This window comes from Candidatus Solirubrobacter pratensis, assembly GCF_000425945.1.
GTDB lineage: Bacteria > Actinomycetota > Thermoleophilia > Solirubrobacterales > Solirubrobacteraceae > Solirubrobacter > Solirubrobacter pratensis.
On the sequence record NZ_KE384480.1, the window covers coordinates 824,144 to 845,706 of the forward strand.

Here is a 21,563-nt window from a genome sequence, read left to right on the forward strand (position 1 = left end):
GTGCGAGGGGCTCTCCGGCGACTGGAGCGAGCTGACCGTCCGCTTCGACGCACACGCCCCGCGCGCGCTGCTCACGCAGCTCGCGTCCGGCGCGCCGCTCGCCGTCAACTCAACTGCACGCAGACCTACCGCACCAAGACCCGCAACGTCGGCGTCGGCTCCGGCTCCGGCGCGCGGCTGGCCGCCGACGGGCGCACCGTCACCGCGACGCTCTACACGCCCGCGCAGGCGTCCGCCAGCGCGCCGGTGACGTGCACGCTGTCCGCGGTCGCTCAGCGGCTCTCCAAGGCGACGCTGCGGCGGGCGCCCGTCGCGAGCATCAACCCGCCCAACCCCCGCCGCTAGATGTCAGCTAGACGCGGGGCGCGACCTGCGTGGCCACGCTGACCATTGACCGCGGCGGCAAACCCCGCGAAGGTCGAGGCGAACGATCAGCGAGCGCGAAACCGAACCGGTACTCTCGCGCGGTGGGCGAGAGCACGGCGTGGACGGCGGCGCGCTGCGTCGCGTGCGGCGAGGGCTTGCCGTCGTCGCGAAGCGTTTGCCCTCGCTGCGGCCGGAGCCGTCACGTCCTCGCCGAACTCGAACGCGACGACAGCCCGCTGATACCTGAGCCGCGCACCCTGCCGCGCGGGGCGGTAGCGAGCGCGCTTGCCGTGCTTGTCATCGGGGTCCTGATCGCGCTGATCGTCGTGCTGCCGTTCGGCCCCACAGTGCAGCGGGACGCGCTCGAGAGTTCGGTGCTCGCGCAACTCCACGCGAAAGCGCCGCCGTCATCAGGCAAGCAGGGCACGTCGCTGTCGTGCCGCCACCCGTTCACGAACACGAACAGCTTCACGTGCCACGGCAAGATGGACATTTCGCTGCTGCCGGACGCCCGGTTCGACATGCGTCTGGAGATCTACCGCGACGCAGGTGCGGTCTGCTGGACAGGCCGCCCGCGGGACGACGGGCCGAGCGGCGCGTTCGTTCCCAAGGTCATCGGGGCGTGCCTTCGCTCCTAGCGCGGGCTGGTGCGCGACCTCGCCCCGCGCGGGCAGGATCTCGTCGCCCTCGGCGGTTGTGCCCTTTTCCTCGACGCTGATTCCGGCGCCGTCGAGATTCACTTCGCGGTCGAGGTGCTGGTGGCTGGCGCGGACGTGGAAGCGTTGCGCCGCAGTTCGAGTTACTCGGATCAGCCGGAGGTGCGTACGGCTTCTAGACAGGCGTCGGTCGGACTGGCGTAGTCCTCGCCGTTGCTGTTATCGGGACAGGCGTCCTGGATCGCCTGATCGCCTGGGTGACAGGCCGCAACCGCCGCGTTGCCGTTCGTGCCATTGCAGTTCGCCTGAGTCGCGCCGCCTTCCGTTGCCTCGCCGCAGCCAGCTAAGCAGAGGGCAGCGGCTATGGAAACCCCGGTAACGAGCCAACGCCTTAGACGGCGCCGTTCAGAAACCCCGATGTCAAAGGGCATTGCATTTCGATGCTCCGTTGTAGAGCAGCCATCATGTTCAACAAGCATCCGACCCCGTCTTCGCGTGAGGCGCACGACGCGCGCCGATTGTCAGACCAGGTTTCGGCCCTCTCGGTCTCGCACTTGAGGATCGAGCACGACTGGAACCGTCCGACCGCCTACGCGTGGCCACCGGCGAGAACGCAGGCCCTCACGCGCGCCCCGTCGTATGCCATCGCCGCGGAGTTCTACATCGTGCGGCGACGATCGTGACTCATCGCGGGGAATCAGAGCCATCGCGGGACTGAGACCGTCGCATACGGCGGCATCCGTACGCTCGCGCCATGACGGGCGAACAGCGTGAACGGGCGTTGATGTTGCTGGAGGGTCGTCGGCTGGCCATCGATGGGTTCATGTGGCAAGCACCAACCCTCACGCTCGTCGTCCAAGCGTTCCTACTGGGCGTCCTCACGGATGCCCACGTGGGCTGGACCGTCGCCACGTCCGTCGCGCTCGCTGGCGTGCTCGCCTGCGCGACGGCGATGTATGCCCTCCGGTTGCTCGACGACCGCGCGGGTAACTTCTCCGAGCGCGTCACGGACCACGCACTCGCGCTGGGTCTCGGCGATCTCAATCGGAGGAGCCACCGCCCGAAGCGGCACCCGCTCGAATGGGAGGGCTGGCTCATCTGGCAAGCCGCGCTGTTCGCTTTCATCGTTGCCGACCTGCTTGCGCTGATCGTGACCCGCTCGTAGGGATCCGCGTGGCGCCCGGACACCACCGGCCCAGCTAGCACGCTCGATCGGTCGCGAACCGGAGAAGGCCCGCCATCCGGCGGGCCCTGTCTTCTTCGAGGCGTTCGTGACTTCAGCAGTTCCCTAGTGGGGGTGCTTGACCTTCGCCAGCTTGGCTACCTCACGCATGGCCGCTGCGTGACGCGACTGGACCGAGGAGGCGACGGCGACACCCGCCTGCGAGCAGTAGGCGAACACGGTCAGCGTGCCGCTCGTAGTGCCGTAGTTGAACGCGCCGACGATCCATGAGGTGCCGTCCTGCGCCCCGCCGTTGGCGAACACCTCGCCCTGACCGGCGATGTCGTGTAGGTAGCCGCCCGACACGATGCGCGAGCCGGAGGGACAGGTGGCCGCTCCGCCCGAGAAGTCGTCGGGCAGGCTGGTGTACGTCGTCTGCACGCGCGTGAGCTTCGTGGTCTGCGGCGGCGACGCCTGGACGCTCGGACCGGCGGGACCGGCGGGACCGGCGGGACCCTGCGGACCTGCGGGACCTTGCGGACCTGCGGGACCCTTGTCGCCTGCGAGCGCCGACAGTGCGCTGTTGGAGAACTCGGCCGCTCCGAGCGAGTGGTTCTTGATGTCTTGGCCGGTGAGGGAACTGTCCTTCACCTGTTTGCCGGTGATCAGGCTCCCGGCGACGGCCGAGCCAGTGCAGGCCAGCATGACCGCGATGATTCCGAGGATGATCCCGGGTGTACTGCGCTTGCGCATTTTGCCCTCCCGCTTTGGTGGTTCGGCGAGCGAGCGTATCTCCAGTTCGGATTCGTTATCTATACGGAGGTCCTGTCTGCTCAACGAATGTCCAGTCGCCCGACATTGCGCCGTCGGCGGCGGCTCGTGCCGACGCCGCCACGAGCCCGCGACAAACCGGAGGGCCTGTCGGAGTCCCAGCCGCCAGGATCGGGTCCCATGGATCGCTGGCCCGGCGCGCGCTACGGGCAGCATGCGGGGGTCGGCGAAGTGGCGCTCTAGCCGTAGCTCACGAGAGAGCAGACGGGGCACTCGGCCCAGATGTCCCTCGGGTGCTGTATCGCCGTCGAGCAGTCGGGGCAGCGGCGAATCACAATCTCCTCGCCAGTTTCGGCGTTCCTGAGCGCGATCTTCGTGGGTCGGCGCACCAGCGTGACGGTCTCCCCGCTCGGTTTGGGAGACCGTGCGATCATGTCTTCGCGGGTCACGTAGCCGAGTATCGCTGATGGCGCGCTCCAAGCCGCGCGGCGATATCTCGGTCCGCGAAGTCGAGCAGCGCGGATGGCAGCAAATGAGGCTGCTTGGTGACGACTCGTGCTGGGACTGCACCCACCTTCATGCGTCATCCAGGCACAGTCAACCCGCCGAGCGGTCGCAGAGCGGAGTCTCATCGAGTTCACCGCCGAGATCCACGACCCCGGCGCTCTAGAGACGCTCGCGCAAGACTCAGGACTAGTCGTCCGAGTGGGGGTGTTGCGGAGGCCATGCTGTTCAATGCGACGCCATGTCGGCGGTCCGGAATTCTCTCTCGGCGGGGGCGCTCGCCTGCACGGCGCTCGTGTTGCTCTCTGCGCCTCGGCCCGCGGCGGCCGATCCGCCGCCGATGCAGAAGCCGCACATCGAGCGCTACGAGTCGTTTCTCGATTGCTACTCGAACCTGGAGCCCGGACCGGGAGGGCCGACGTACGAGTGGCAGCGGGATGGCCAGACGATCGCGGGGCTCGATCCGCACGACTGGTATTACCGCCCTGGGCCGGCCGACGCTGGCCATTCGGTGTCGTGCACGCAGATCTCGCCGTACGAGGGTCATCCGACGTCGCCTCCCAGCGATGGTGTTGACATCGCCCTGTACCGCATGAGGTTGCACGCGGGGCGCATATCGGGTGACGTCGGCGCGGGGCGCGTCGGCTCGACGGTCGCGGTGACGTTGCAGCGCGCTGGACGAGCGATCGAGACAGCGTCCGGCCACGTCGACTCTGCGGATGGGAGTTGGTCTGTCGATCTCGCGCGTCACGTCCTTGCCGACGGCGACCAGCTGCGCGTGGCGGTCGCCGACCCCGGTGGCGAGTCGGACAACGCGTTCGCAATTGGGACCGCGGGCGCACCGCAACCCGGCGCGACATCTCTCGGCACTGTCGTCGCGATTGCCGCCAATGGGCTTAGCTTCCAGGGATGCGGGACGTGCGTGGCGCGGGTCACCCGCGGCAACACGACGACCACCATAGACCTCTCGACGTCGGGCGCGGTGCCCGCTGACCTGGCGCCGATCACGGCCGACGACGCCGTCGAAATCGAGCCGATGCGGGAGGTCATGAGCGCGGCGAACGTGCTTGATGGTTTCGTCGCGATCGCCTTGCCGGCGAACCTCCCTGGCGCGGCGACTCCGGTCACCTGCGACGGCGACCTGGTCATCGCCATGGTGACGTGTTCGGGGCTGACCGCCGGCGGCTACACGCTGACACGCCAGCGAGACGGCCTCTCGCTGCCCGTGGGCCAATCCGGGGGTCGCCTGGATGCCGCGTTGCCCTCGCTTGACGCGGGCGACGCGATCGAACTCCACCGCGGCGGAGCGAGCGGGCGCGTGCTCACACGCCTGCGGGTCGGTCGGCTGAGCTTCCACGCCAACGCCGACGGCGCGGCGACCGGCGTCTGCGAGGCGGACAGTGTGATCTACACAAACCCCGGCATTGCGATCTGCGATGCCGGTGGCACGTATGTGACCACTGATGGCCCGCCGCCCGTCCAGGTTGACGAGACCAGCGGAGGACGCATCACGCTCGACGTCGCTCGTGTCACGGACACCGCGCCGATCTCCGGCGAGTCGATCTACGGCAGCTCGTTTCGCTTTTTTGCGGAGACCGGGGGCGGAATGATCCCCGGTGTGGCGGCCCCGACCGTGGGGGTCACGCTCACCAAGCTTGCCACGGGGGAGCAGCTCTGGGGTGTCGTCGATCGCGACGAGGGTGGATTCATCAGGGGCCTTACGCCTGGCCGCTGGGACGCGCTCTGGACGGCCACCGACGCGCACGGCGACACCATCGAAACGCGCACGCGCTTCTACGTGCAGGATGAGCCGTCGGGCACACCTGGACCCGCCGGACCGGCAGGTCCCAGCGGCGCGCCTGGCCCAGCGGGTCCCCAGGGGGCGGCCGGTCCCGGGGGCGCGACCGGCGCTCAAGGTCCACAAGGCACCACTGGTGCTCCGGGTCCGCTTGGCGCGACGGGTGCCCCGGGTCCGCAAGGCGCCACGGGTGCCCGAGGCCCGGCAGGCAAGCCCCCGCAGATCGGGCGCATCCGCTGCACGCCGAATGGTCGCAAGCTCACCTGCCGGATCGCGGGCAACTCCCGCGCGGTCCGAGCACGGCTCTCGCGCCGAGGACGCGCGCTCGCCATCGGTCACCGGATCGGCAAGCGCACGCTCGAATTCCGCACACACACGCGCCTGAGGCCCGGCCGCTACGTGCTCACGCTCATCCTCGCCAAGGACACTCTCCACCGCCCCATCACCGTGCGCTGAAACGCCCGGCGTTCCGGCCCGATGGCCGGCCTATCGAGCGTATTCCCGACGTGCTCGGCCTCCTGAAGGAGGTCTGGAGGCTGCGGCGCAACCGCGATCAGCGCCTCGGCCAGTTGATGGTGAACCTGATGCGCGGCGAGACCACCGACATGAGGTTGGAGGACATCGAGCGCGCGCTGTGGGGCATCGAGGACGCTGCGAGCAAGGTCGAGCGCGCGATCAAAGCGCACGTCGAAGTCTCGATACGGAGAAGCTCGGCTGCGGCTGCCCTGACCATCATCAGGTTGCGGTTGGCCAGGCTCGGCGGAAGCGGGACAGCGGTCGCCCTTGGCTGGTCACGAACGCGTGTTCCCATAGGTCCGAGTGCCGTGGGACCATCTCGCGGCCATGAAGATCCATGAAAGCCAGATCGCCTCCGTCGCCTTCTTGTGCACGGACCATCAGGGCGACGACGGCCCCGTACACCCGCAGCCCAGAGCGACAGGCTTCTTCGTCAGCGTGCTGGAGCCCCGCGACGGCGTGCTGCGGGTTGGCGAGGAGGTCGGCATGGGCTACGTGGCGACTGCCCGCCACAACATCGAGGAGGCGGGGGCCGATCCGCTGTACATCCGCGTCAACCGATCTTCGGGGGACGGGTACGAGGACATCCCGACCTCACGCGAGGACTGGTACAGCCACGACACCGCAGATGTCGCCCTGCTCGCATTCGTGCGGCCGGAGGTCGATCTGCGGATGAGCTTCGTGCCAACCACTCAGTTCGTGGATGCGGAGCACCGCTTCTGGGGCCGCCGTTCGCCGTGGGAACAGGTCCTGGGGCAGCTAGGCGGGGCGCCCGTTGAGGTCGGGCACGAAGTCGCGTTTCTCGGTCTGTTCGCGCAGCATGCGGGGCAGGCACGGAACCTTCCCATCGCCCGGTTCGGCCACATCTCGCGAATGCCTGCCGAGCCGATTCTGGTCAGGCGGCAGGGCGGCTACACCGAGCGCATTGGCGGCTACCTCGCCGAGTGCCGATCCTGGGGAGGACATAGCGGCTCCCCTGTCCTATGGACATCGCCAGACGCAAGCACCGCCGTCGAGGTGCCCAACCTCCGAAAGCCGGGTGAAACGATGACCATCGTCCGGCCATTCACGGTGTTCGGCTTCTTGGGACTGGTGTCGGCGCACTACGACATCGCCAAGAAGGCCGCCGGGCGCGAGGACATCGTGACGGAGATCAATGCGGGCGTCGCGGTCGTGACGCCCGCAGAGGCAATACTCGAACTCCTGATGAGAGAGGACGTGGTCAAAGACCGGGAGCGCCGTCCTGAGAGCGACAAGATCAGGATGTAACCCGAAGGCCACCAACCTAGGCGGCCCTCGGGTTCAATCGTAGGGCGAACCGCGAGGACCTGAGCCGCCGATAGCGGACTCCCCGTTGACCGTCGCTGCGGGAGTCTAGACACGCGATCCCGCCAGTGATCAAAGCGGGGTCGAGTAGAGCCTGGCCGTCGTCCGGTTCGGCAACTAGAGTCGCGCGCTCACGAGAGGTTGAACGATCCTACGGAGGGGAATGTGGTTGCGCGATTCGTCATCGGTGTGGTCATCAGCCTGGGCGTGCTCGCGCCGACCGCGAGCGCACGGCCGCTCGATGCCCCGGTCGCGCGCGCGTCGGCCACCTGCGCTGACTACCCGAATCAGGCGGCCGCGCAGCGTGCCGCCGATACGCGCGACGGCGACGGCGACGGGATCTATTGCGAGTCGCTGCCGTGCCCGTGCCTGAACCCGGGCGACGACGACGACGGCGGCTCGGCTCCGGCGCCCACGCCGACGCCCGCCCCGTCCAAGCCGAGTTGCAGCAAGCCGACCCGCGTGCAGTCGATCAGCTTCTCTGCGACGAGGTACCCCAACATTCGTAAGCACGCGCTGGCGGCGATCAAGGCGGGCTGGCCTTCGGTGCTCGTGCTCAACCGCCCGGGCGCGGACGCGCGTCGCAGTCGGCTGCTGGAGGGTGTGCCGACGCGTGCGGGCGATGACCGCGACGAGTACCCGCCAGCGGTCGCGCGCGGGCGCGGCAAGGGCCTCGTGCGCGGCAGCAATCCACGCGGCTGGATGGCCGATGTCGATTACGTCCCCAGCCACGAGAACCGCAGCCACGGCTCGTCGCTCGGCACCAAGCTGCGGCGCTTCTGCAACGGGACGAAGTTCCGTTACGTCTTCTACTAGCTGGGATCCGAAGACCGCACATCCATGTCCGCAGCCCGCGAGGGTGCCGTCCACGACCACGCGGATGCTGGCCGATCTCGTGCTCGGCCGCCAGCCCGTCGTTCATCGAGGTCTTAGCTCGTCTCTGCGGCCCGCCAGGGATCGTCCGGGGGCGCACGTGTTCGCGCACAGACATGAGCAATGCCTGAAACGTGCGGCCTGGCTAGGAGTAGGGGCTCGTGAGTGGATCCGGACCTTGTCGTCCGGTATAGCTCCCGGCCGTCACCAACGCTGGTCGAACAGGAGGCAAGGATGCGGACGAGAAGGATTCCGGCGCGCGCGCCGGTTGCGTGCAACGTGTGGACGGACCTGGCATGAGCAAGTTCCTCAGGCCGGGCAACATCCTCGGCGTCGTCGCGGTCGTCCTTGCGATGAGCGGCAGCGCCGTAGCCGCGTCGAAGATCACCAGCGCGCAGATCAAGGACGGCACGATCACCGGTAAGGACATCAAGAACGGCTCGGTGGCCAAGGCCGACCTCGGCCGGGACGCGCGCGCTGGGATGCAGGGCGCACCGGGGCCTGCTGGTCCTGCCGGTCCCGCTGGTGCTCCCGGCGCCCCGGGACTCGCGGGCGTTGTCACCGTCGAGTCGCAGCACATCGACCTCGGGCCGAACGGCGTCACCCCGGTCTCGTGGATGGCGCAGTGCCCGGCGGGGAAGGTTGTCATCGGCACCGGGTTCGTGTCGTCCATCGCTGACGTGGGCTTCGTCAAGGCGTACGGCACGTTCGTCGGCGGGATCATGTTCAACAACACCGGGGTCACGGCGCATGATCTTTACCTTCAGGCGATCTGTGCCAGCACAAGCGGTGCGGTCGCGTCGTCGGTCGGTCGCGGCACGTCGAAGTACAGCGCCGACCGGAGCGACGCCATCGCTCACATGGCGTGCACGAAAGCGAAGATCGGGGGCAAGTCGAAGTGCCTCCAGCGCGGGCAGTTCTGCGCCGTGCGCTACAAGAGCCAGTACCGCAAGTACGGCTTCAACTGCGTCAACGGCCGCCTGCGATAGCCGATGAAGGCGGTACGCGCTCTCATCGCTGTATTGGTGGTGGCGGTGGTCGGCCTCGCGATCGCGTTGGTCGTGACCGCCAGCGGCCTATCCTCTACCAACTCGCAGCAGGCCGATGCCATCCGCGCTCTTCAGTCGCAGGTGAAGGCGGCGAAGGCTCTCGCGCAAAAGGCCGACGCGAGGGCCAATACCGCCGGGCAGTCCGAGGTGACTGCGCTCAAGGGCGACATCGCCACGCTGAAGGATGACGTGACGACGCTCCAGTCGGGCACGCGCTCGACGGACCGGAAGGTGGGCACCATCAAGGACTGCCTACCCGAGATTCAGACGGAGATCAACTCGCTCAACGTGGACCGCTTCGGGTACATCTCTACCGACAACCAGGTGTCCCGTGTCTGCCAGAAGGTCGTCTACCCGGGACCGAATGGCGACTAGCCGCGACACGAGGGATCGCGTGAGACTCCTGGGAGCACGGCTTCCCGAATGCGATTGAGCCGCTACGTGCACCGCCACTACCGAGGGAACGAGTACATGGCTGGTCATCGGATAACGCGACTACTGCTCGTCGTAGTTGGCGTGCTGATCGCCCTGCTGGTGCTGCTGTACGTGATCGGGTCCGACACGAGCGGCGGAACTGCCAAGCACCCCACAGCAGTGCCCGTAGCGACACCCTAGGACAAGAAGGCCCGGCACTGCGCCGGGCCTCTCGTTGCCCGCAAAGCTGCCGCGCTCAGCGTCAGCCTCAGCAGGCGTCGTACCAGATGGATCGCAGCGGCTCGTAATCGCGTTGGTAGAAGATCGCGTCGCAGAGTTCGGACGTTGACGGCCCACCGTCGTTGACCGCTTGCCTCGCGCGCTCCGGGTCGCCTTCGATTGCCGTGAACACGGCTTCCTCGTCCGCTTCTCCCGGCGCTCCTGGCGGCCCTTCACGGCCGCGCTGCCCCCGCGGTCCCGGCGGTCCTGACGGTCCCGGCTCGCCGACTCCGACGGGACCTACCGAACCTCGCGGCCCCGTCGCTCCCCGCGCGCCGGATGGTCCCTGTCGGATGAGCAGGGCGGAGACCCCCACTGAGGCGCCCAACGTCATCAACGCGCTGAGCACACACGCAAGGACCAGGGTTCGCATCGTGACCGGACGGCCGATCCGGGACGGCGACCGGGGCGTGGGAGAGCCGGGTGCGTCTACGACTTCGGTGTCGTCCGACATGCAGGGCGCGTCGCTAAACGCCAAGGGCGTCGGACAGCGGCTTGGTGCCGTTCCAGCGGGTGGTGATATGGCACGGCTTGCCGCGGAGCGACTTCGGGCGCGCGTCCGGCGGGCAGCGCTTCCAGGAGAGCGTGGCGCGCACGTCCGCAAGCCAGCCGGACTGGTGCGCGCCGAGCTTGCGCGCGCCGCGCGCGTCGAAGCTCATCCGGCCGCGCAGCGTGAGCCGGACCCCGCCGCGCGCGGCGGGCAGCGACCCGGCCGCCTTGCAGGAGAACTCGGTCGCCCACAGCTCCCGGCAGCTCACCTTCACGTTCTCCCGGCGGTGACCGGGGCGAAGGCGGACCGCGAGGTCGGCGGCCTCGATGCTGATGTGGTCTGCGACTTCGCGCGCGATGGCGCCGTCGGCGGCGTCGAAGCCGTCGAGCAGGAACGCCAACGTGTCCGAGGAATCCAGCGAGCTGGCGCGCGTGTCAAACACGCGGGCTTCGGCGCAGATGAGGTTCAGCCCGACCAGCCGCGGGGCGGTGACGGCGAGCGTGACCTGGCGGCGGTCGGCGCTGAAGGTCTTGGTGACCGGGATGTCGGGGACGGTGTCGTTGAAATCGAAGAAGTTGTCGAGCACCGCCGCGGTGTCGTCGCCGAGCGAACCAGCGATCCACAGCCAGGTCGGCCCATCGCCAAAGCAGGAGCCGTTGAGGTAGTCGCCGAACTCGACGCCGAACTTCCACGGGCGCAGCGCGCTGGTGACGGCGGGGTCGGCGAGCCCGTCGAGCAGGTTCAGCGTGACCTGCAAGGACCCGGCCTGGTCGTCGTAGCGGATGGAAGTGCGATCCATCACCGGGTGCGTGGCCGAGGAGTCCTCCGGCGTCGGGTACTTATCCGGGGCGCTGCCGGTCCGGATGTCCGCTCGCGCGATTCCGGTAAGACCCAGCAGCGCGATCAGCAGCACCATCCCGGTGCGGGTCACACGCGTCATCGACCGCGGCACGGTACTGGCCACGCTGCCGCTCCGCGAGCGAACATGCGGCCAGACGCCCCCGCGCCGCCGCCGCCGCGGCTACAGTGCTGCTCCCTTGAGGATGAAGGGATCACCAGCGCGCTCAGGACGGGCCACTCGATTGATGGCGTGCGCGGTCGCCGTCGCGACCGCGCTCACCTTGCCCGCGGCCGCCGCCGACGCCGCGGTCCGCACGGTCACGCTGCACTACGAGCGCCCGCAGCAGCCGCAGTCGCTGAACCCGCAGCCGCCGATCACCCAGCAGGCGGAGTTCCCGCAGGCGATCACCGTCAGTTACGACAACCAGGCGGGCACGCTCGCCGTGCACCTAGCGATCTTTGACGCGCCAACGTGGTTGCACCGGCTGCCGTCACTGCAGCTCGACCTGAGCGCGAGCTGCGACCTGACCGCTGACGCGCCGAGCGTGATCGCGGCCAGCTTCCGCTATGACCGTTACGACGGCACCGACGAGAACGGCAGCCCGTCCAGTGAGGTGGACGCCCGCGCGACGTTCACGCGCAACGGCTACGAGGGCGCGTCCGACGGCGCGATCAGCCCGACAGGCGACGGGTTCGATGTTGGCTTCCAGCATCCCGCGCTCGTAGGCCTGAACGACTTGCGCTGCGCGCGGATCTCCTACTCCCAGACCTGGGACGCCAGCGGCTACTTCGCCGGGTACGAGCCATTCGAGCTGACCAAGGCCAACGCCACCGCGGCGTTCAAGACGCTGCTGGCCGCCAAGTACGGGTCGGCGTGGTCGGACGCGGCGAGGGCGTGGGCGCTGTGCCCGCGCGAGGAGTTCTTCCCGCTGGCCGACAACGACGACGACGGCGAGTACGACGACGGGCTGCCCGCCGCGATCTGCATGGCGCAGTTCCGGCACGGCCGCACCTGGCGCTACGTCAGTGGACGGATCGAGGAAGGCCAGGATGGCGCCGTGTTCGAGCCCAAGCCCTACACGCGCGAGTGGACGCGCAAGTGGCGCAAGCTCCCGGCCAAGTGCCTGCGCCAGCTTCACCTGCGTGGGACTGCGTACTCAAACGACGGTACCTGCCCGGCGCTGATGATCTCCGACCTCGCCTACGACGTTCGCAAGGGCCGCAAGCCGCGCCGGGCGTACTGGCACGGCACCAACACCGCTGGGTTCCAGACGCTCGCCAGCTACCGCTGCACGACGCGCGCTCGTATCGTCACGTGCACCAACGGGCTCGGCGACGCATTACGCTGGAAGGGCTAGCAACGCGGCGCCGGTCAGACGACGACGATGCGGAAGTCTGGTTGGCTCGGTAGCCCCCATGCTTTGGGCTCGTGAGGGACGTGATCCTCGTGTGGCCGGAGGTCTTCGACGCCGCCGTCGCCGCCATCGACGAGCGCAACTGACGCCGACGGCGGGGCTCGCGTGGCCCCTTTGGACCGTTCCGGTCCGCGCCCTCGACAGCGGGCCGCGCTCCGGTCACGTAGGCGCTCCGTGCGCCCGCGCGTACACTCCGGCATCCTCGCTTCCTGGCTAGGGTCGAACGTCCCAGGAGCTAGGGGATGACGCAAGCCACATCGAGCTATGTGCTTAAACTCGACCGCGCGCGGGATCACCTTGCCGCTGCGGATTCAGCCATCGAAGGGTGGCGTAAGGCGAACGCGTGCACGATCGTTGGAGCGCCCGTGGGCGACACCGGCGAGTACGCCCTGCATGCCCGCATCCCGACTCAGCCGCCCCCGGAACTGAGCGTCCTGATCGGCGACTGCGTCCATAACATGCGGTCCGCGCTAGACCATCTCGCTTTCGAGCTCGCGACGGCATTCACCCCTCCGCCGCTTCCAGACGCCGTCGCGGGAACCTCCGAGTTCCCCGTCTTTGACGACGCGACGGCCTACGGGCGACAAGCGCAACGAAAGCTCCAAGGAGTGGATCCGCGCGCGAAGGATCTCATCCAGACGATGCAGCCGTACCACGGAGGGGAGTGGGAACTCCTCGCCTTCATTCACGAGCTTGACCGGATTGACAAGCACCGGGCGTTGAACATCGCGGTCGCCAACATCGAGCGGATCCATGTGAGCGTCCGTTTCGCTCGGCCGCTACACAGCTTCACGTTCGTCCCGCCCGGACCCGTAAAGGACGGCGAGCAACTGATGAGCTACATCGCCGAACCCACAAACCCGCTGACTCCTGTCGTACACGAGCACGATGCGACGCTCGGCGTTGCTATTGCCGAGGGACGGTTTGCGAGGTGGTGGGCATCCGACCGTCTCCGCGCGGCCGAGACGTTGATCCGCGAGCGCGTGATCCCGGCGCTTGCGCCCTACCTCTGAGGTCCGCGCTCGATCTCGATGAGAATTGGTCGACCGAGCTATGTGACAGTCAGGCGTTTGGGCCGCGATCGAACTCGCTGAATTTCACGACACGCGTCGCGGTCTCGCAGGAGCCCGCGATCCGCTTCCCGTTGGGCGTCGCGTAGCAGCGGTAGGGGCCGATCTGGCAGCCGCCGCCGTCCCCATACCGGGGGTCGCGGCGTTGCGCGCAGCCGCCTTCGATCTGCGCGGTCTCGACCACCTTGTTGAAGTAGCGCCGCAGCAGCACGCGGGCAGTAGCACAGGTCCAGTCGCCGGTAATCCGCACGTCGCGAGCCTTGAGATACGCGGTGTCCACTTTCGCGCATCGGCGGGCGGCGTGAGCCGGAGCTCCCGAGGCCGCCACGGCTGTGACCACCGCGAAGGCAACTGCTGTCGAGATGAACTTCCGCATCCGTGCTCGCTCCCGTGTCTCTGAACGGCGCGGACCTTACCGAGCGGCGAGCTCGTGTGCCCTCCGACGCGGGCGTTGCATGTCGCGGCTTCGCGGAGGGCGGAACTCGACGACCAGGTGCGGGAGCGGATTTCGAGATCAGCAAGCAGCTGCCTCCGAAGCGATCCTCGGGCACGGGCTGCTCTGGGAGCCGGACCTTCGTCTGCGGCGTTCGACGAGTGGATGGCCAGCAGAGCGTTCCCGGCTAGCTGGCTAGCAGGCGACGCGACCGCGAACGCTCTGCCGTGAGGCGCCTGCCGGTCGGCATGTCAGCGGCGAAGCCGGACCGAGCGGTACGTGAACCCGGGCCGGATGCAGTACGCGTTCCCGTTGTGCATCCACACCTTCTTGCCCTCGTTGACGCAGTAGTTCCAGTAGTCGTCGTTGGTGCGCTCGCCCTTCATCGCGTACACGCGCTCGGCCTTGTAGTGGCTGGTGGTCACGCGCAGCACGCCGCGGCGCAGCGTCTTGGTGATCGTGACGTTGCCGTCGTCGCTGAGGGTCGCGCTGGCGATGCGGAAGCTGAAGTCCGTGCGGCTGTTGCGCTGCGTCCCGGTGTACGGCCTTCTGGACCCAGCCGACCGGATTAGCTCAGCCGCCACTCGCCGGTGTTGTCGCCGAACCGGAGTCCAGCGTGAACTGGAAGGTCTTGACCTTCCGGTTGGCGGGAACCTCGAACGGGACGCACAGGCGGCGCTTGGAGCCGGGGGAGATCTTGATGCCCGACTGCGACTCGCACCTGCCCGCCAAGTGGTGATCGTCGAGTCCGCCTGCTCGTCGCGCGCCGTGATGATCGCGGCGCCGTTGCCCGGACCGTCGTCGTAGGTGCCATCGCTGACGTTGCGGAGCAGCCTGACGCCGACGAACCGCCTGCCGGACTCCGGCTCGTCGTACTCGCCCGCGACCATCGGGTCCAGCACGCCGACGACGGTGACCTTCATCGTCACGTCAGAGCCTTCGAGGGTGATCGAGTCCCTAGCCCGCGGGCTTATGAGAGGCGACCGTAACCAGGCGTGGGGACCTCACCAGTCGAACACTTGTCCAGTCGAGGGCCCCGGCGTGGGATAGCGTGCTCTGCATGACCGGTGACACGGAAGTCCTCGATCCCGCGCCTGACCATCCGCCCGCGCCGTCGCGCCTACAGCGGCCGGTCACGCTGCGTGGCCTGATCGCGGCGTGCGCGCTGACGGCGGTGGTGTCGTGCGCGGTCGCGATGCTGATCGCCGCGGCGGTGATCGGCCGCGGTCCGGCCGGGCCAGCCGGAGCGCGTGCGGAGGCGGGGGCGCGCGGCCCCGAGGGGCCGGTCGGCGTCGGCGCGCCAGGTCCGCGCGGTGACCGCGGCCCGCGCGGTCGGACCGGACCGACAGGGCCATCAGGGCAGGCCGACGAGGAGTCGGTGTTCACGGCCATCGAGGGTGACCCGGACCGGCTGCGTCAGGTCGCCAACGACGGCGGCCCCACCACGAGCGATCTGTGCAGCCAGTTCCTGCAGTCCGACGCGGGCACGCTCAACGACATCTACTACTACGGCGGCTGCTGACGCCGGGGGCGTAGGCCGCGCGGCATGGGCGGGCGAGCTAATCGAGCACGCTAATGCGCGCGTCCAGTGCGGCGTCGAGGCGCCTCCGCTGTGCTCGACGCGCAGGTCACGTCAGCCAGCGCGGGGTCGTCCACGGGCGGCTGCTGGTGGAGATGTCGGGCCGGTCGCGGCGGCGGTGCAAGACACCGTGCGTGTGCCGCAGCGCCGCGCGAGGTGGAGGCGCACGACCAGTCGCGAGCGGCCCTGTCAGGGCACTGACGAGCAGTACGCTGGCCGGGCCGCGCCCGGCGCGACACCAGAACGCCTGTCGCCGGACTCGTCTTAACCGGGGGGTTGCCTGACCTCTCATTTTTCTGTAGGCATCCCTCTGCCAAGGGCCACCACTGAGGGGGAAGTGACTATGCCGCGTCGCAAAACAAGCTGGGCGTTGATCATCTGGACGGTGATCTTCGCCGTCTGGATAATCGCCGGAATCGCAGGCAACGACTGCGCGTCGCAGACCGGCGACGGCGTGATCTCCAACCAGACCGCCCAGGACGCCTGCGCGGCGGGCACCGGCATCGGCGTCGCGCTGATCTTCGTGTTGTGGTTCATCGGGTTCGTCGCGCTGTCGCTGGTGTGGCTGATGACCCGCGGCCGTCGCAGCCGTGACTGCCCGGTGTGCGGCAAGAGCGTCAAGCGCGGACTCGTGAAGTGCGACAACTGCGGCCACGACTTCCGGCCCTCCAACCAGTCGCAGCGGGCAGAGCAGCTCAGCAGTCCAGCAGCGGACGGCTAGCCGCCCGGCGTGCAGCAGAACGTCTACGTCACCCAGAACAACCGCGGCTGCTTCAGCGGCTGCGGCACCGCGTTCGCGGTGATCCTGCTGATCGGGATCGCCGTGCAGTATTGGTACGTCTCCGTCGCGCTGGTCGTGATCGGAGCGGCCGTGGGCGTCTGGTACTACCGCACCCAGCGGGCCGCTGTCGCGGCCGGGCCTGTCGGCGGCGCCGAGTCCGGGCGGCTCGCCGCCGCGCCGGGGAACGACCCGGCCGCCGCGCGAACGTGCGCGAGCTGCGGTGAGCTGACGGCCGGGAACTTCTGCTCGCACTGCGGCGCCGCGCAATCGCGCACGTGCGCGGGCTGCGGCAAGCCGGGCTTGCTGAGCGCCTACTGCCCTGAATGCGGAGCGGCGACGTACACGCCACCGACCCCTACCTGAAGGACCAACGGACATGCGATTCAGTCACGCCGGTGCGATGCTTGGTGCGGTGCTCGTGCTGGCCGGGTGCGGCGGGGCCAGCGGGCCGGTCCCGGACGTGGTCGGCAAACGCCTCGACGTAGCCAAGAGCACGATGAAGGAGACCGGCTACGACACCGAGGAGATCGGCGGCGGGACGTTCGGGGTCCTGAACGAGTCCAACTGGACGGTGTGTGAGACCGACCCGCCCGCCGGAACAACAAGCTCCGGCAAGGTCAAGCTGATCGTGGACCGCACCTGCTCCGCTACCGCCAGCTCGGCCAGCGGCACGAGCGACGCCGCCGAGACCGCGACGCCGGAGCCGACCAGGACCGAGGAGCCGACGCCGGAGCCGACGCCGAAGCCCAAGAAGAAGCGACGCAAGCCGCGTCCGACGGTCACGGCGATCACGGTGCCGGACGTGGTCGGGATGGACCATCAGGCCGCCCAGGACCGGATGCAGGCGGTCGGCCTGTACAACCTGCGCGAACGCGATGCCACCGGGCAGGGCAGGATGTTGGTCTGGGACCGCAACTGGGTCGTGGTCCGGCAATCCCCGCCGCCGGGCGCCGCCGCGACCGAGACCACGGAGGTGACGCTGTACTCCGTCAAGGACGGCGAGCGGTAACGACCGATGAAGCAGAGCAATGGCGAGCGCAACGGGCTCGGAGGCGCCCCTGTGGCTACCCTGCGTCCACCTCGACGTGCAGGTTCTCGGTGTCGCCTGTCACGGTTAGCACGATGTCGGCTTCGTCCCCGCTGGACCCGACGAGATGACATCGCGTGCTGTCGCCGGGGCCGACAGCGGCGTCCTTCGGACATTCGAGCGACTCGAATTCCCCGCCGCGTTCGTGCACGTAGTCCGCGACCTCCTGTTCGAGCGCGTCGGCGGTCAGAACGCCGGGCAGCCTCGGATCAGCATCTTCGCCGCAGTAGCGTTTCGCGCACACGGCGTCGATGACCTCGTTGAGGCTGCTGGAGGAGTCAACCTGGCAGAGTCCATCAACGATATCGCCGTCTTCGACACCAGTCGAGCGCAGCAGGTTCAAACGGTCACCGGCCGATGCGGAGTTCCAGGAGGAACAACTGCTGGACGGGCTTAGACCGCCGCGGTTCGCCGCCGCGAAGGCGATGGCCGCTACTACCAAGCCGGTGAGCGTTGCCGCAATTGCCTTCGAGCGACGCGGTGCCCGAGACCACCTCGCGTGGATCATGGGAGAGGGGCTGGACCACAGCCCACCACGGTCCGGATGACCATTATCCGGCTCTCGACGGTGGTCCGTTGGTTCAGTTGCGGTTCCGTCCCGCGGCAATCGTGGACCTGCGGGCGGCGCCCAGTGTCTGCGAACGTCTGGTTGATCGGGTTCTCGGCAGTTCCTCGTCCACTCGGACCCATTCCACCAGCGTGGTCGTTCGACACCTTCGACCGGATCTGGGTACCACCCCGGGGGTTGCTGGCCGCCCGTTGCCGTGGCCTCCTGCGCGCCGTCCGGGCGCTCGGGATCGTTCAAGTCCATCCGTGTCCTTGTCGCGTAGGTGACCCTGATGCTTCAGTCATCTGAAGCGGGCGCGACTTCTATCTCGTTGGAGCAACGCTTTCAACTGGCGCCACCCATTGGTGTAGTCCTGTACGCACGTTGGCGCCGGTTCAACCTTGCCGGGACGGTCGCGGTGCCTGCTCGCGCTCGGCCGATCCCAGCACCGCGCGCACGCTCGACGGGTACCACTGAGCGCCCCCTTGCGCGGTCGGTACACCGTCGTCGTTGAGCGAGTCGGCAATCGCCTTCAGCGTCGATCCTTGCTCGCGCTGCATCACGATTCGGGCCACCACCTCGTCAGCAAGCTGGCGCGGGCGGCCGAGCCGCACACCTTGTGCCTTCTTGACGGCGAGGGCGTCGCGCGTTCGCTGTCCGATCAGCCGCCGCTCGAACTGCGCGAACGTGGCGAGGACGTGGGCCATCGCCTCACCGGCGGGCGTCGTGGTATCCACCGCGCAGTCCAGGGCGACGAGCGCCCAGTTCTGCTTCTGAGCCGTGGCCATGACGCCTGTGAAGTCGAGCATCGAGCGTGAGAGGCGGTCGAGCTTGCTCACGACGAGCGCGTCGGCCTCCTTGCGCTTGAGCGCGTCGAGGGCGGCCTGCACGCCGGGGCGCTTCAGATCCTTCGCGGAGAACCCTGCGTCCTCGACGACGCGGACCACGCTCCAGCCACGGCGCCCGCACTCGGCCGCAATGGTCGCGCGCTGAGCTTCAAGCCCGGCGCCGCTAGATCGCTGCTCTTCCGTGGACACGCGCAGGTACGCTAGGACGCGCATTCGAACCTCCTGTGTTCGATGCCATGGCCCCGGCGATGTCAGTCGCGCGGGGCCACTTTCCGTCCGTAATCATACAGCAAACGGTCGATTGCTGTACGTGCTCGCACCCAATCGACCGAAACAACCGGACGGATCGGAACCGACAGCGCTTACAACCCTCGGCCAGATAGACGCGAGCGCCAACAAACCGGAGGACCCGTAGGAGTCCCGGCGCTGGCGAATTGGGTCCCCTAAGTGACCTTTGCAGCGCGCGGGTATCGCCGGGGGTGCCTGATGACAACGCAAGAGCAGGCTCGGACTGCGGATTGCGGCGCGCGAGCCTCGTGCCTCAGTCAAGCGAGGCGTCATCACCTGTCTTTGATTCGAGGCCGCCGCAATCACGCACGGCTCGGGCACCGTGAGCAGATGCCGACGACGGCGCAGAACTTGCCGAAGCGCTCGGCGTCGGCGCGGCTCTCCGGCGCGTAGGCGTCCACGAAGGGCGTGTGGTCCACGCCGATTACCGGCGCGGAAGAGCCCGCAGCTAGTGCGCGATCAGGATCCACGGTCCGGCCTAACCTTGAGGAAAGGTCGCCATTTGCAGGGCTTTCAATCCGTCCGGCCCAAATGGTATGCGGCAAAATGCGGATTTGCACCCGGTGCTAGCTTCGGCCAATGGATCGCGACCACCGTCTTTCCAGCCAGGAGCCCCGGGAGCGGGGCGGGACCGGCCCCGATGCAGCGTGTTTGCGCGTGTGATGCCGCCGCCTGGCCATCTTTCCGTTGCTCTTTGCGAATGCGGAAGGCACTTGAGACTTGCTTGAGGGTTGAGTTCGTGCTCATCCTGAAGGCAAGCCGGGTCACCTGACCCGCACACACCTACATCACTCCGTGGCTACCGAGAGGAGTCCACTCGATGCAGTGCCCTTACTGCGGCCATGACGGGCAGCCGTCCGTTTCTGGTCCCTATCTCCATCCGATGGTGCTCGGCCTCGCGCACATTGTGTGCTCGGGCTGTGACCGCTACCTGTCCAGCATCGCGGCTCCGATGCCTGATGGCACCGTGGTGCCGATGCGCCACGCAACGTTGGGTGAGGGCGCAACGGACTCAGGCGTGCTCTTGGACGAAGCCGCCTAACCAAAGGACAGGACAAGCCGAGAGGCAGCGCGATGACGACTAGCCCCGACCAGACGCGTCCCAGCGGCAAGCCATGCGCCTACTGCGGTGAGCCGATGTCCAGGGCCGCAGGCAACATCGTGACCAAGGAACACGTCCTGCCGCTGTGGCTCATGCCGTACCTCGGAGATCCGGCCCAGGGCGGCGTCACGCACACGATCAGGCAGGGCGTGCGCGGTCCGGTCCTGCGCGAGTGGACGACGGACACGCTCGACCTCGCCGCCAAGAAGGTGTGCCGTGAATGCAACAACGGGTGGATGAACGACCTGGAGAACCTAGCGAAGCCGCATCTGATCCCGCTGCTGGAGGGCAACCGGCGCGTGCTCGATGCTCCGACTCAACGCATCCTTGCGGCGTGGGCCGTGAAGACCGCGCTCGCCCTCGGGCTGGCGAACGCAGGAGCCAAGGCCATCGATGTCGAGCACTACCGCGCATTGACCACGCTGAAGCGCAGGCCGCCTCCGAAGACACACGTGTGGCTCAGCGCCTACAGAGGCTGGCGTCACGCCTTCCATCATCAGAGCACGCTCACGTTGACCGACTCGAAGGGAAGCGTCGATGGCTACGCATCCACCGTGTCCGTCACTCGCCCGATCTTCCATGTGGCTGGCCACTCCCACGCGCATGAGGTTGACATCGTGAAGGGCGGGATCTGGCCCTTCGCGGCCGTGCAGATTTGGCCCGTGCTCGGTCTGGCACACTGGCCCACGCGGATGATCGTGGACGACGACCAGCTTCTAAGCATGGCTACAACGTGGAAGACACGCGACTTCGTGGGCTGACTCTCCGTACACGCACTGGTCTAGACTTCCGCTATGGCTCACTACGTGCCGCGTTACCCGGATCCGGATAAGCATCAGGCGATCAAGGTCTACGTCTCACGAGACGGCATGGCTCGTTCTCCCGTCCTTGATAAGGAGCACTCGCTTCGAGACTGCCCGCACATCAAGGGGCAGCCAGTTACCATGCGTCCTGAGCCGACGTTCGGCGCCGCGTCATGGTGCGACTGGTGCTGGCAACACGATATCCGTCTTGGAGCGCCGACCCCTCGGTAGCAAGCGAATGTTCGGCTGTATCGAGACCCCCTGAGCGGCTACGGTCGCGCGATACGCATCTTCCTAGTCGCCGTTTTGTGCCTGATCATCGGTTCGGAGCGGCGTGGGCGATATTCGAGACATCATGGGGCCGCAACCAGGCGCGTCAGGCCGCCGCGTTCGATGTCGGCACGATCCAGCTCGTCGCCGTCAAGACCTCCTCTCGCGTCAAGGACGCGGAATGCTCGCAGGATCACGGGCCGTTCTACTCGTGCCGCCTGTACTCCGCGCCCGCCGCTGGCCGGGACTACGCCGTGGAGATCGGTCGAACCGGCCGGTGCTTCCACGGCACCGCT

Annotated in this window: 25 protein-coding genes and 1 pseudogene; 17 read left to right on the forward strand and 9 right to left on the reverse strand. The window is 67.9% G+C overall.

Annotated elements, in window-relative coordinates; all coding sequences use genetic code 11:
• From H958_RS0128550 to H958_RS0128570, 4 genes are all read left to right on the forward strand, one after another.
• Positions 1 to 345: a hypothetical protein gene (locus H958_RS0128550; protein ID WP_028061158.1), complete on the forward strand. Its 345-nt coding sequence runs from the start codon at positions 1 to 3 to the stop codon at positions 343 to 345.
• Positions 346 to 467: 122 nt separating this feature from the next.
• The gene (locus H958_RS46965; RefSeq protein WP_156028355.1) at positions 468 to 1,004 is read left to right on the forward strand and encodes a hypothetical protein; all 537 of its coding nucleotides are present in this window, start codon (positions 468 to 470) and stop codon (positions 1,002 to 1,004) included.
• Positions 1,005 to 1,013: 9 nt separating this feature from the next.
• Positions 1,014 to 1,226 carry a hypothetical protein gene (locus H958_RS0128560; RefSeq protein ID WP_028061160.1) on the forward strand — a complete coding sequence of 71 codons (213 nt, stop codon included), beginning with the start codon at positions 1,014 to 1,016 and terminating at the stop codon, positions 1,224 to 1,226.
• 550 nt (positions 1,227 to 1,776) lie between these two features.
• Entirely contained in the window at positions 1,777 to 2,187 is a 411-nt protein-coding gene (locus tag H958_RS0128570; RefSeq protein ID WP_028061162.1) for a hypothetical protein, read from the forward strand.
• Positions 2,188 to 2,310: 123 nt separating this feature from the next.
• Here H958_RS0128570 and H958_RS47905 read toward each other — a convergent pair whose 3' ends face one another.
• Positions 2,311 to 3,021: a hypothetical protein gene (locus H958_RS47905; protein ID WP_196807605.1), complete on the reverse strand. Its 711-nt coding sequence runs from the start codon at positions 3,019 to 3,021 to the stop codon at positions 2,311 to 2,313.
• A 679-nt stretch (positions 3,022 to 3,700) separates the two neighbouring features.
• Between H958_RS47905 and H958_RS0128585 the strand changes: the two genes are divergently transcribed.
• From H958_RS0128585 to H958_RS0128610, 6 genes are all read left to right on the forward strand, one after another.
• Entirely contained in the window at positions 3,701 to 5,713 is a 2,013-nt protein-coding gene (locus tag H958_RS0128585; RefSeq protein WP_028061164.1) for a collagen-like protein, read from the forward strand.
• A 50-nt stretch (positions 5,714 to 5,763) separates the two neighbouring features.
• Positions 5,764 to 6,114, forward strand: a complete 351-nt coding sequence (locus H958_RS0128590; protein ID WP_028061165.1) for a hypothetical protein — start codon at positions 5,764 to 5,766, stop codon at positions 6,112 to 6,114.
• The gene (locus tag H958_RS0128595; RefSeq protein WP_028061166.1) at positions 6,101 to 7,042 is read left to right on the forward strand and encodes a serine protease family protein; all 942 of its coding nucleotides are present in this window, start codon (positions 6,101 to 6,103) and stop codon (positions 7,040 to 7,042) included. The genes H958_RS0128590 and H958_RS0128595 overlap by 14 nt, the downstream gene beginning before the upstream one ends.
• Positions 7,043 to 7,264: 222 nt before the next feature.
• A complete protein-coding gene (locus H958_RS44240; protein WP_156028358.1) occupies positions 7,265 to 7,915 on the forward strand; it encodes a NucA/NucB deoxyribonuclease domain-containing protein in 651 nt (216 codons plus the stop codon).
• A 353-nt stretch (positions 7,916 to 8,268) separates the two neighbouring features.
• Positions 8,269 to 8,961 carry a hypothetical protein gene (locus H958_RS0128605; protein WP_028061167.1) on the forward strand — a complete coding sequence of 231 codons (693 nt, stop codon included), beginning with the start codon at positions 8,269 to 8,271 and terminating at the stop codon, positions 8,959 to 8,961.
• A 3-nt stretch (positions 8,962 to 8,964) separates the two neighbouring features.
• Entirely contained in the window at positions 8,965 to 9,396 is a 432-nt protein-coding gene (locus H958_RS0128610; protein ID WP_028061168.1) for a hypothetical protein, read from the forward strand.
• Between the two features lie 307 nt (positions 9,397 to 9,703).
• Here H958_RS0128610 and H958_RS46975 read toward each other — a convergent pair whose 3' ends face one another.
• Both H958_RS46975 and H958_RS0128620 read right to left on the reverse strand, forming a co-directional pair.
• Positions 9,704 to 9,847 carry a hypothetical protein gene (locus H958_RS46975; RefSeq protein ID WP_156028359.1) on the reverse strand — a complete coding sequence of 48 codons (144 nt, stop codon included), beginning with the start codon at positions 9,845 to 9,847 and terminating at the stop codon, positions 9,704 to 9,706.
• A 334-nt stretch (positions 9,848 to 10,181) separates the two neighbouring features.
• Positions 10,182 to 11,144 carry a hypothetical protein gene (locus tag H958_RS0128620; protein WP_156028360.1) on the reverse strand — a complete coding sequence of 321 codons (963 nt, stop codon included), beginning with the start codon at positions 11,142 to 11,144 and terminating at the stop codon, positions 10,182 to 10,184.
• Positions 11,145 to 11,289: 145 nt separating this feature from the next.
• Between H958_RS0128620 and H958_RS0128625 the strand changes: the two genes are divergently transcribed.
• Both H958_RS0128625 and H958_RS0128630 read left to right on the forward strand, forming a co-directional pair.
• Complete coding sequence (locus H958_RS0128625; protein ID WP_028061170.1) at positions 11,290 to 12,402, forward strand: hypothetical protein; 1,113 nt, start codon at positions 11,290 to 11,292, stop codon at positions 12,400 to 12,402.
• 299 nt (positions 12,403 to 12,701) lie between these two features.
• Positions 12,702 to 13,472 (forward strand): hypothetical protein, encoded by a 771-nt coding sequence (locus tag H958_RS0128630; RefSeq protein WP_156028361.1) that lies wholly within the window; start codon positions 12,702 to 12,704, stop codon positions 13,470 to 13,472.
• Between the two features lie 49 nt (positions 13,473 to 13,521).
• Here the strand turns inward: H958_RS0128630 and H958_RS46980 are convergent, their stop codons facing one another.
• From H958_RS46980 to H958_RS46985, 3 genes are all read right to left on the reverse strand, one after another.
• On the reverse strand, positions 13,522 to 13,905 hold the full coding sequence (locus H958_RS46980) for a hypothetical protein (RefSeq protein ID WP_156028362.1): 384 nt from the start codon (positions 13,903 to 13,905) through the stop codon (positions 13,522 to 13,524).
• A 308-nt stretch (positions 13,906 to 14,213) separates the two neighbouring features.
• Positions 14,214 to 14,546: a hypothetical protein gene (locus H958_RS0128640; RefSeq protein WP_028061173.1), complete on the reverse strand. Its 333-nt coding sequence runs from the start codon at positions 14,544 to 14,546 to the stop codon at positions 14,214 to 14,216.
• Complete coding sequence (locus H958_RS46985; protein WP_156028363.1) at positions 14,536 to 14,694, reverse strand: hypothetical protein; 159 nt, start codon at positions 14,692 to 14,694, stop codon at positions 14,536 to 14,538. The genes H958_RS0128640 and H958_RS46985 overlap by 11 nt, the downstream gene beginning before the upstream one ends.
• A 328-nt stretch (positions 14,695 to 15,022) precedes the next feature.
• Here H958_RS46985 and H958_RS44245 point away from each other — a divergent pair, with 328 nt between their 5' ends.
• The 4 genes from H958_RS44245 (at position 15,023) to H958_RS46990 (ending at position 17,331) form a co-directional block, all read left to right on the forward strand.
• On the forward strand, positions 15,023 to 15,484 hold the full coding sequence (locus H958_RS44245) for a hypothetical protein (RefSeq protein WP_028061174.1): 462 nt from the start codon (positions 15,023 to 15,025) through the stop codon (positions 15,482 to 15,484).
• Between the two features lie 400 nt (positions 15,485 to 15,884).
• Complete coding sequence (locus H958_RS0128655) at positions 15,885 to 16,262, forward strand: hypothetical protein (protein WP_156028364.1); 378 nt, start codon at positions 15,885 to 15,887, stop codon at positions 16,260 to 16,262.
• Positions 16,263 to 16,271: 9 nt separating this feature from the next.
• Positions 16,272 to 16,685: a hypothetical protein gene (locus H958_RS0128660; protein ID WP_028061176.1), complete on the forward strand. Its 414-nt coding sequence runs from the start codon at positions 16,272 to 16,274 to the stop codon at positions 16,683 to 16,685.
• Positions 16,686 to 16,698: 13 nt separating this feature from the next.
• The gene (locus H958_RS46990; protein ID WP_156028365.1) at positions 16,699 to 17,331 is read left to right on the forward strand and encodes a PASTA domain-containing protein; all 633 of its coding nucleotides are present in this window, start codon (positions 16,699 to 16,701) and stop codon (positions 17,329 to 17,331) included.
• A 55-nt stretch (positions 17,332 to 17,386) separates the two neighbouring features.
• Here the strand turns inward: H958_RS46990 and H958_RS48555 are convergent, their stop codons facing one another.
• The 3 genes and pseudogenes from H958_RS48555 to H958_RS0128675 all read right to left on the reverse strand — a co-directional run bounded on the left by H958_RS48555 (position 17,387) and on the right by H958_RS0128675 (position 19,017).
• A complete protein-coding gene (locus H958_RS48555) occupies positions 17,387 to 17,752 on the reverse strand; it encodes a DUF4333 domain-containing protein (protein ID WP_028061178.1) in 366 nt (121 codons plus the stop codon).
• A 312-nt stretch (positions 17,753 to 18,064) separates the two neighbouring features.
• Positions 18,065 to 18,220: pseudogene (locus H958_RS49265) on the reverse strand (DUF2510 domain-containing protein); the annotation flags it as partial.
• Positions 18,221 to 18,351: 131 nt separating this feature from the next.
• Positions 18,352 to 19,017 (reverse strand): recombinase family protein, encoded by a 666-nt coding sequence (locus H958_RS0128675; protein WP_028061179.1) that lies wholly within the window; start codon positions 19,015 to 19,017, stop codon positions 18,352 to 18,354.
• A gap of 1,212 nt (positions 19,018 to 20,229) precedes the next feature.
• On the opposite strand from H958_RS0128675, the gene H958_RS0128690 reads away from it, so the two are divergent.
• A complete protein-coding gene (locus tag H958_RS0128690; RefSeq protein WP_028061180.1) occupies positions 20,230 to 20,955 on the forward strand; it encodes a hypothetical protein in 726 nt (241 codons plus the stop codon).
• Positions 20,956 to 21,563: the final 608 nt, after the last annotated feature.

Coding starts and splice junctions, on each gene's coding strand:
- H958_RS44245 (WP_028061174.1), top strand. CDS start 15,023: ATGACCGGTGACACGGAAGTCCTCGATCCCGCGCCTGACCATCCGCCC.
- H958_RS0128610 (WP_028061168.1), top strand. CDS start 8,965: ATGAAGGCGGTACGCGCTCTCATCGCTGTATTGGTGGTGGCGGTGGTC.
- H958_RS0128570 (WP_028061162.1), top strand. CDS start 1,777: ATGACGGGCGAACAGCGTGAACGGGCGTTGATGTTGCTGGAGGGTCGT.
- H958_RS0128595 (WP_028061166.1), top strand. CDS start 6,101: ATGAAGATCCATGAAAGCCAGATCGCCTCCGTCGCCTTCTTGTGCACG.
- H958_RS0128605 (WP_028061167.1), top strand. CDS start 8,269: ATGAGCAAGTTCCTCAGGCCGGGCAACATCCTCGGCGTCGTCGCGGTC.
- H958_RS0128675 (WP_028061179.1), bottom strand. CDS start 19,017: ATGCGCGTCCTAGCGTACCTGCGCGTGTCCACGGAAGAGCAGCGATCT.
- H958_RS0128630 (WP_156028361.1), top strand. CDS start 12,702: ATGACGCAAGCCACATCGAGCTATGTGCTTAAACTCGACCGCGCGCGG.
- H958_RS46990 (WP_156028365.1), top strand. CDS start 16,699: ATGCGATTCAGTCACGCCGGTGCGATGCTTGGTGCGGTGCTCGTGCTG.
- H958_RS46980 (WP_156028362.1), bottom strand. CDS start 13,905: ATGCGGAAGTTCATCTCGACAGCAGTTGCCTTCGCGGTGGTCACAGCC.
- H958_RS0128625 (WP_028061170.1), top strand. CDS start 11,290: ATGGCGTGCGCGGTCGCCGTCGCGACCGCGCTCACCTTGCCCGCGGCC.
- H958_RS0128620 (WP_156028360.1), bottom strand. CDS start 11,144: ATGACGCGTGTGACCCGCACCGGGATGGTGCTGCTGATCGCGCTGCTG.
- H958_RS0128690 (WP_028061180.1), top strand. CDS start 20,230: ATGTCCAGGGCCGCAGGCAACATCGTGACCAAGGAACACGTCCTGCCG.
- H958_RS0128655 (WP_156028364.1), top strand. CDS start 15,885: ATGCCGCGTCGCAAAACAAGCTGGGCGTTGATCATCTGGACGGTGATC.
- H958_RS0128585 (WP_028061164.1), top strand. CDS start 3,701: ATGTCGGCGGTCCGGAATTCTCTCTCGGCGGGGGCGCTCGCCTGCACG.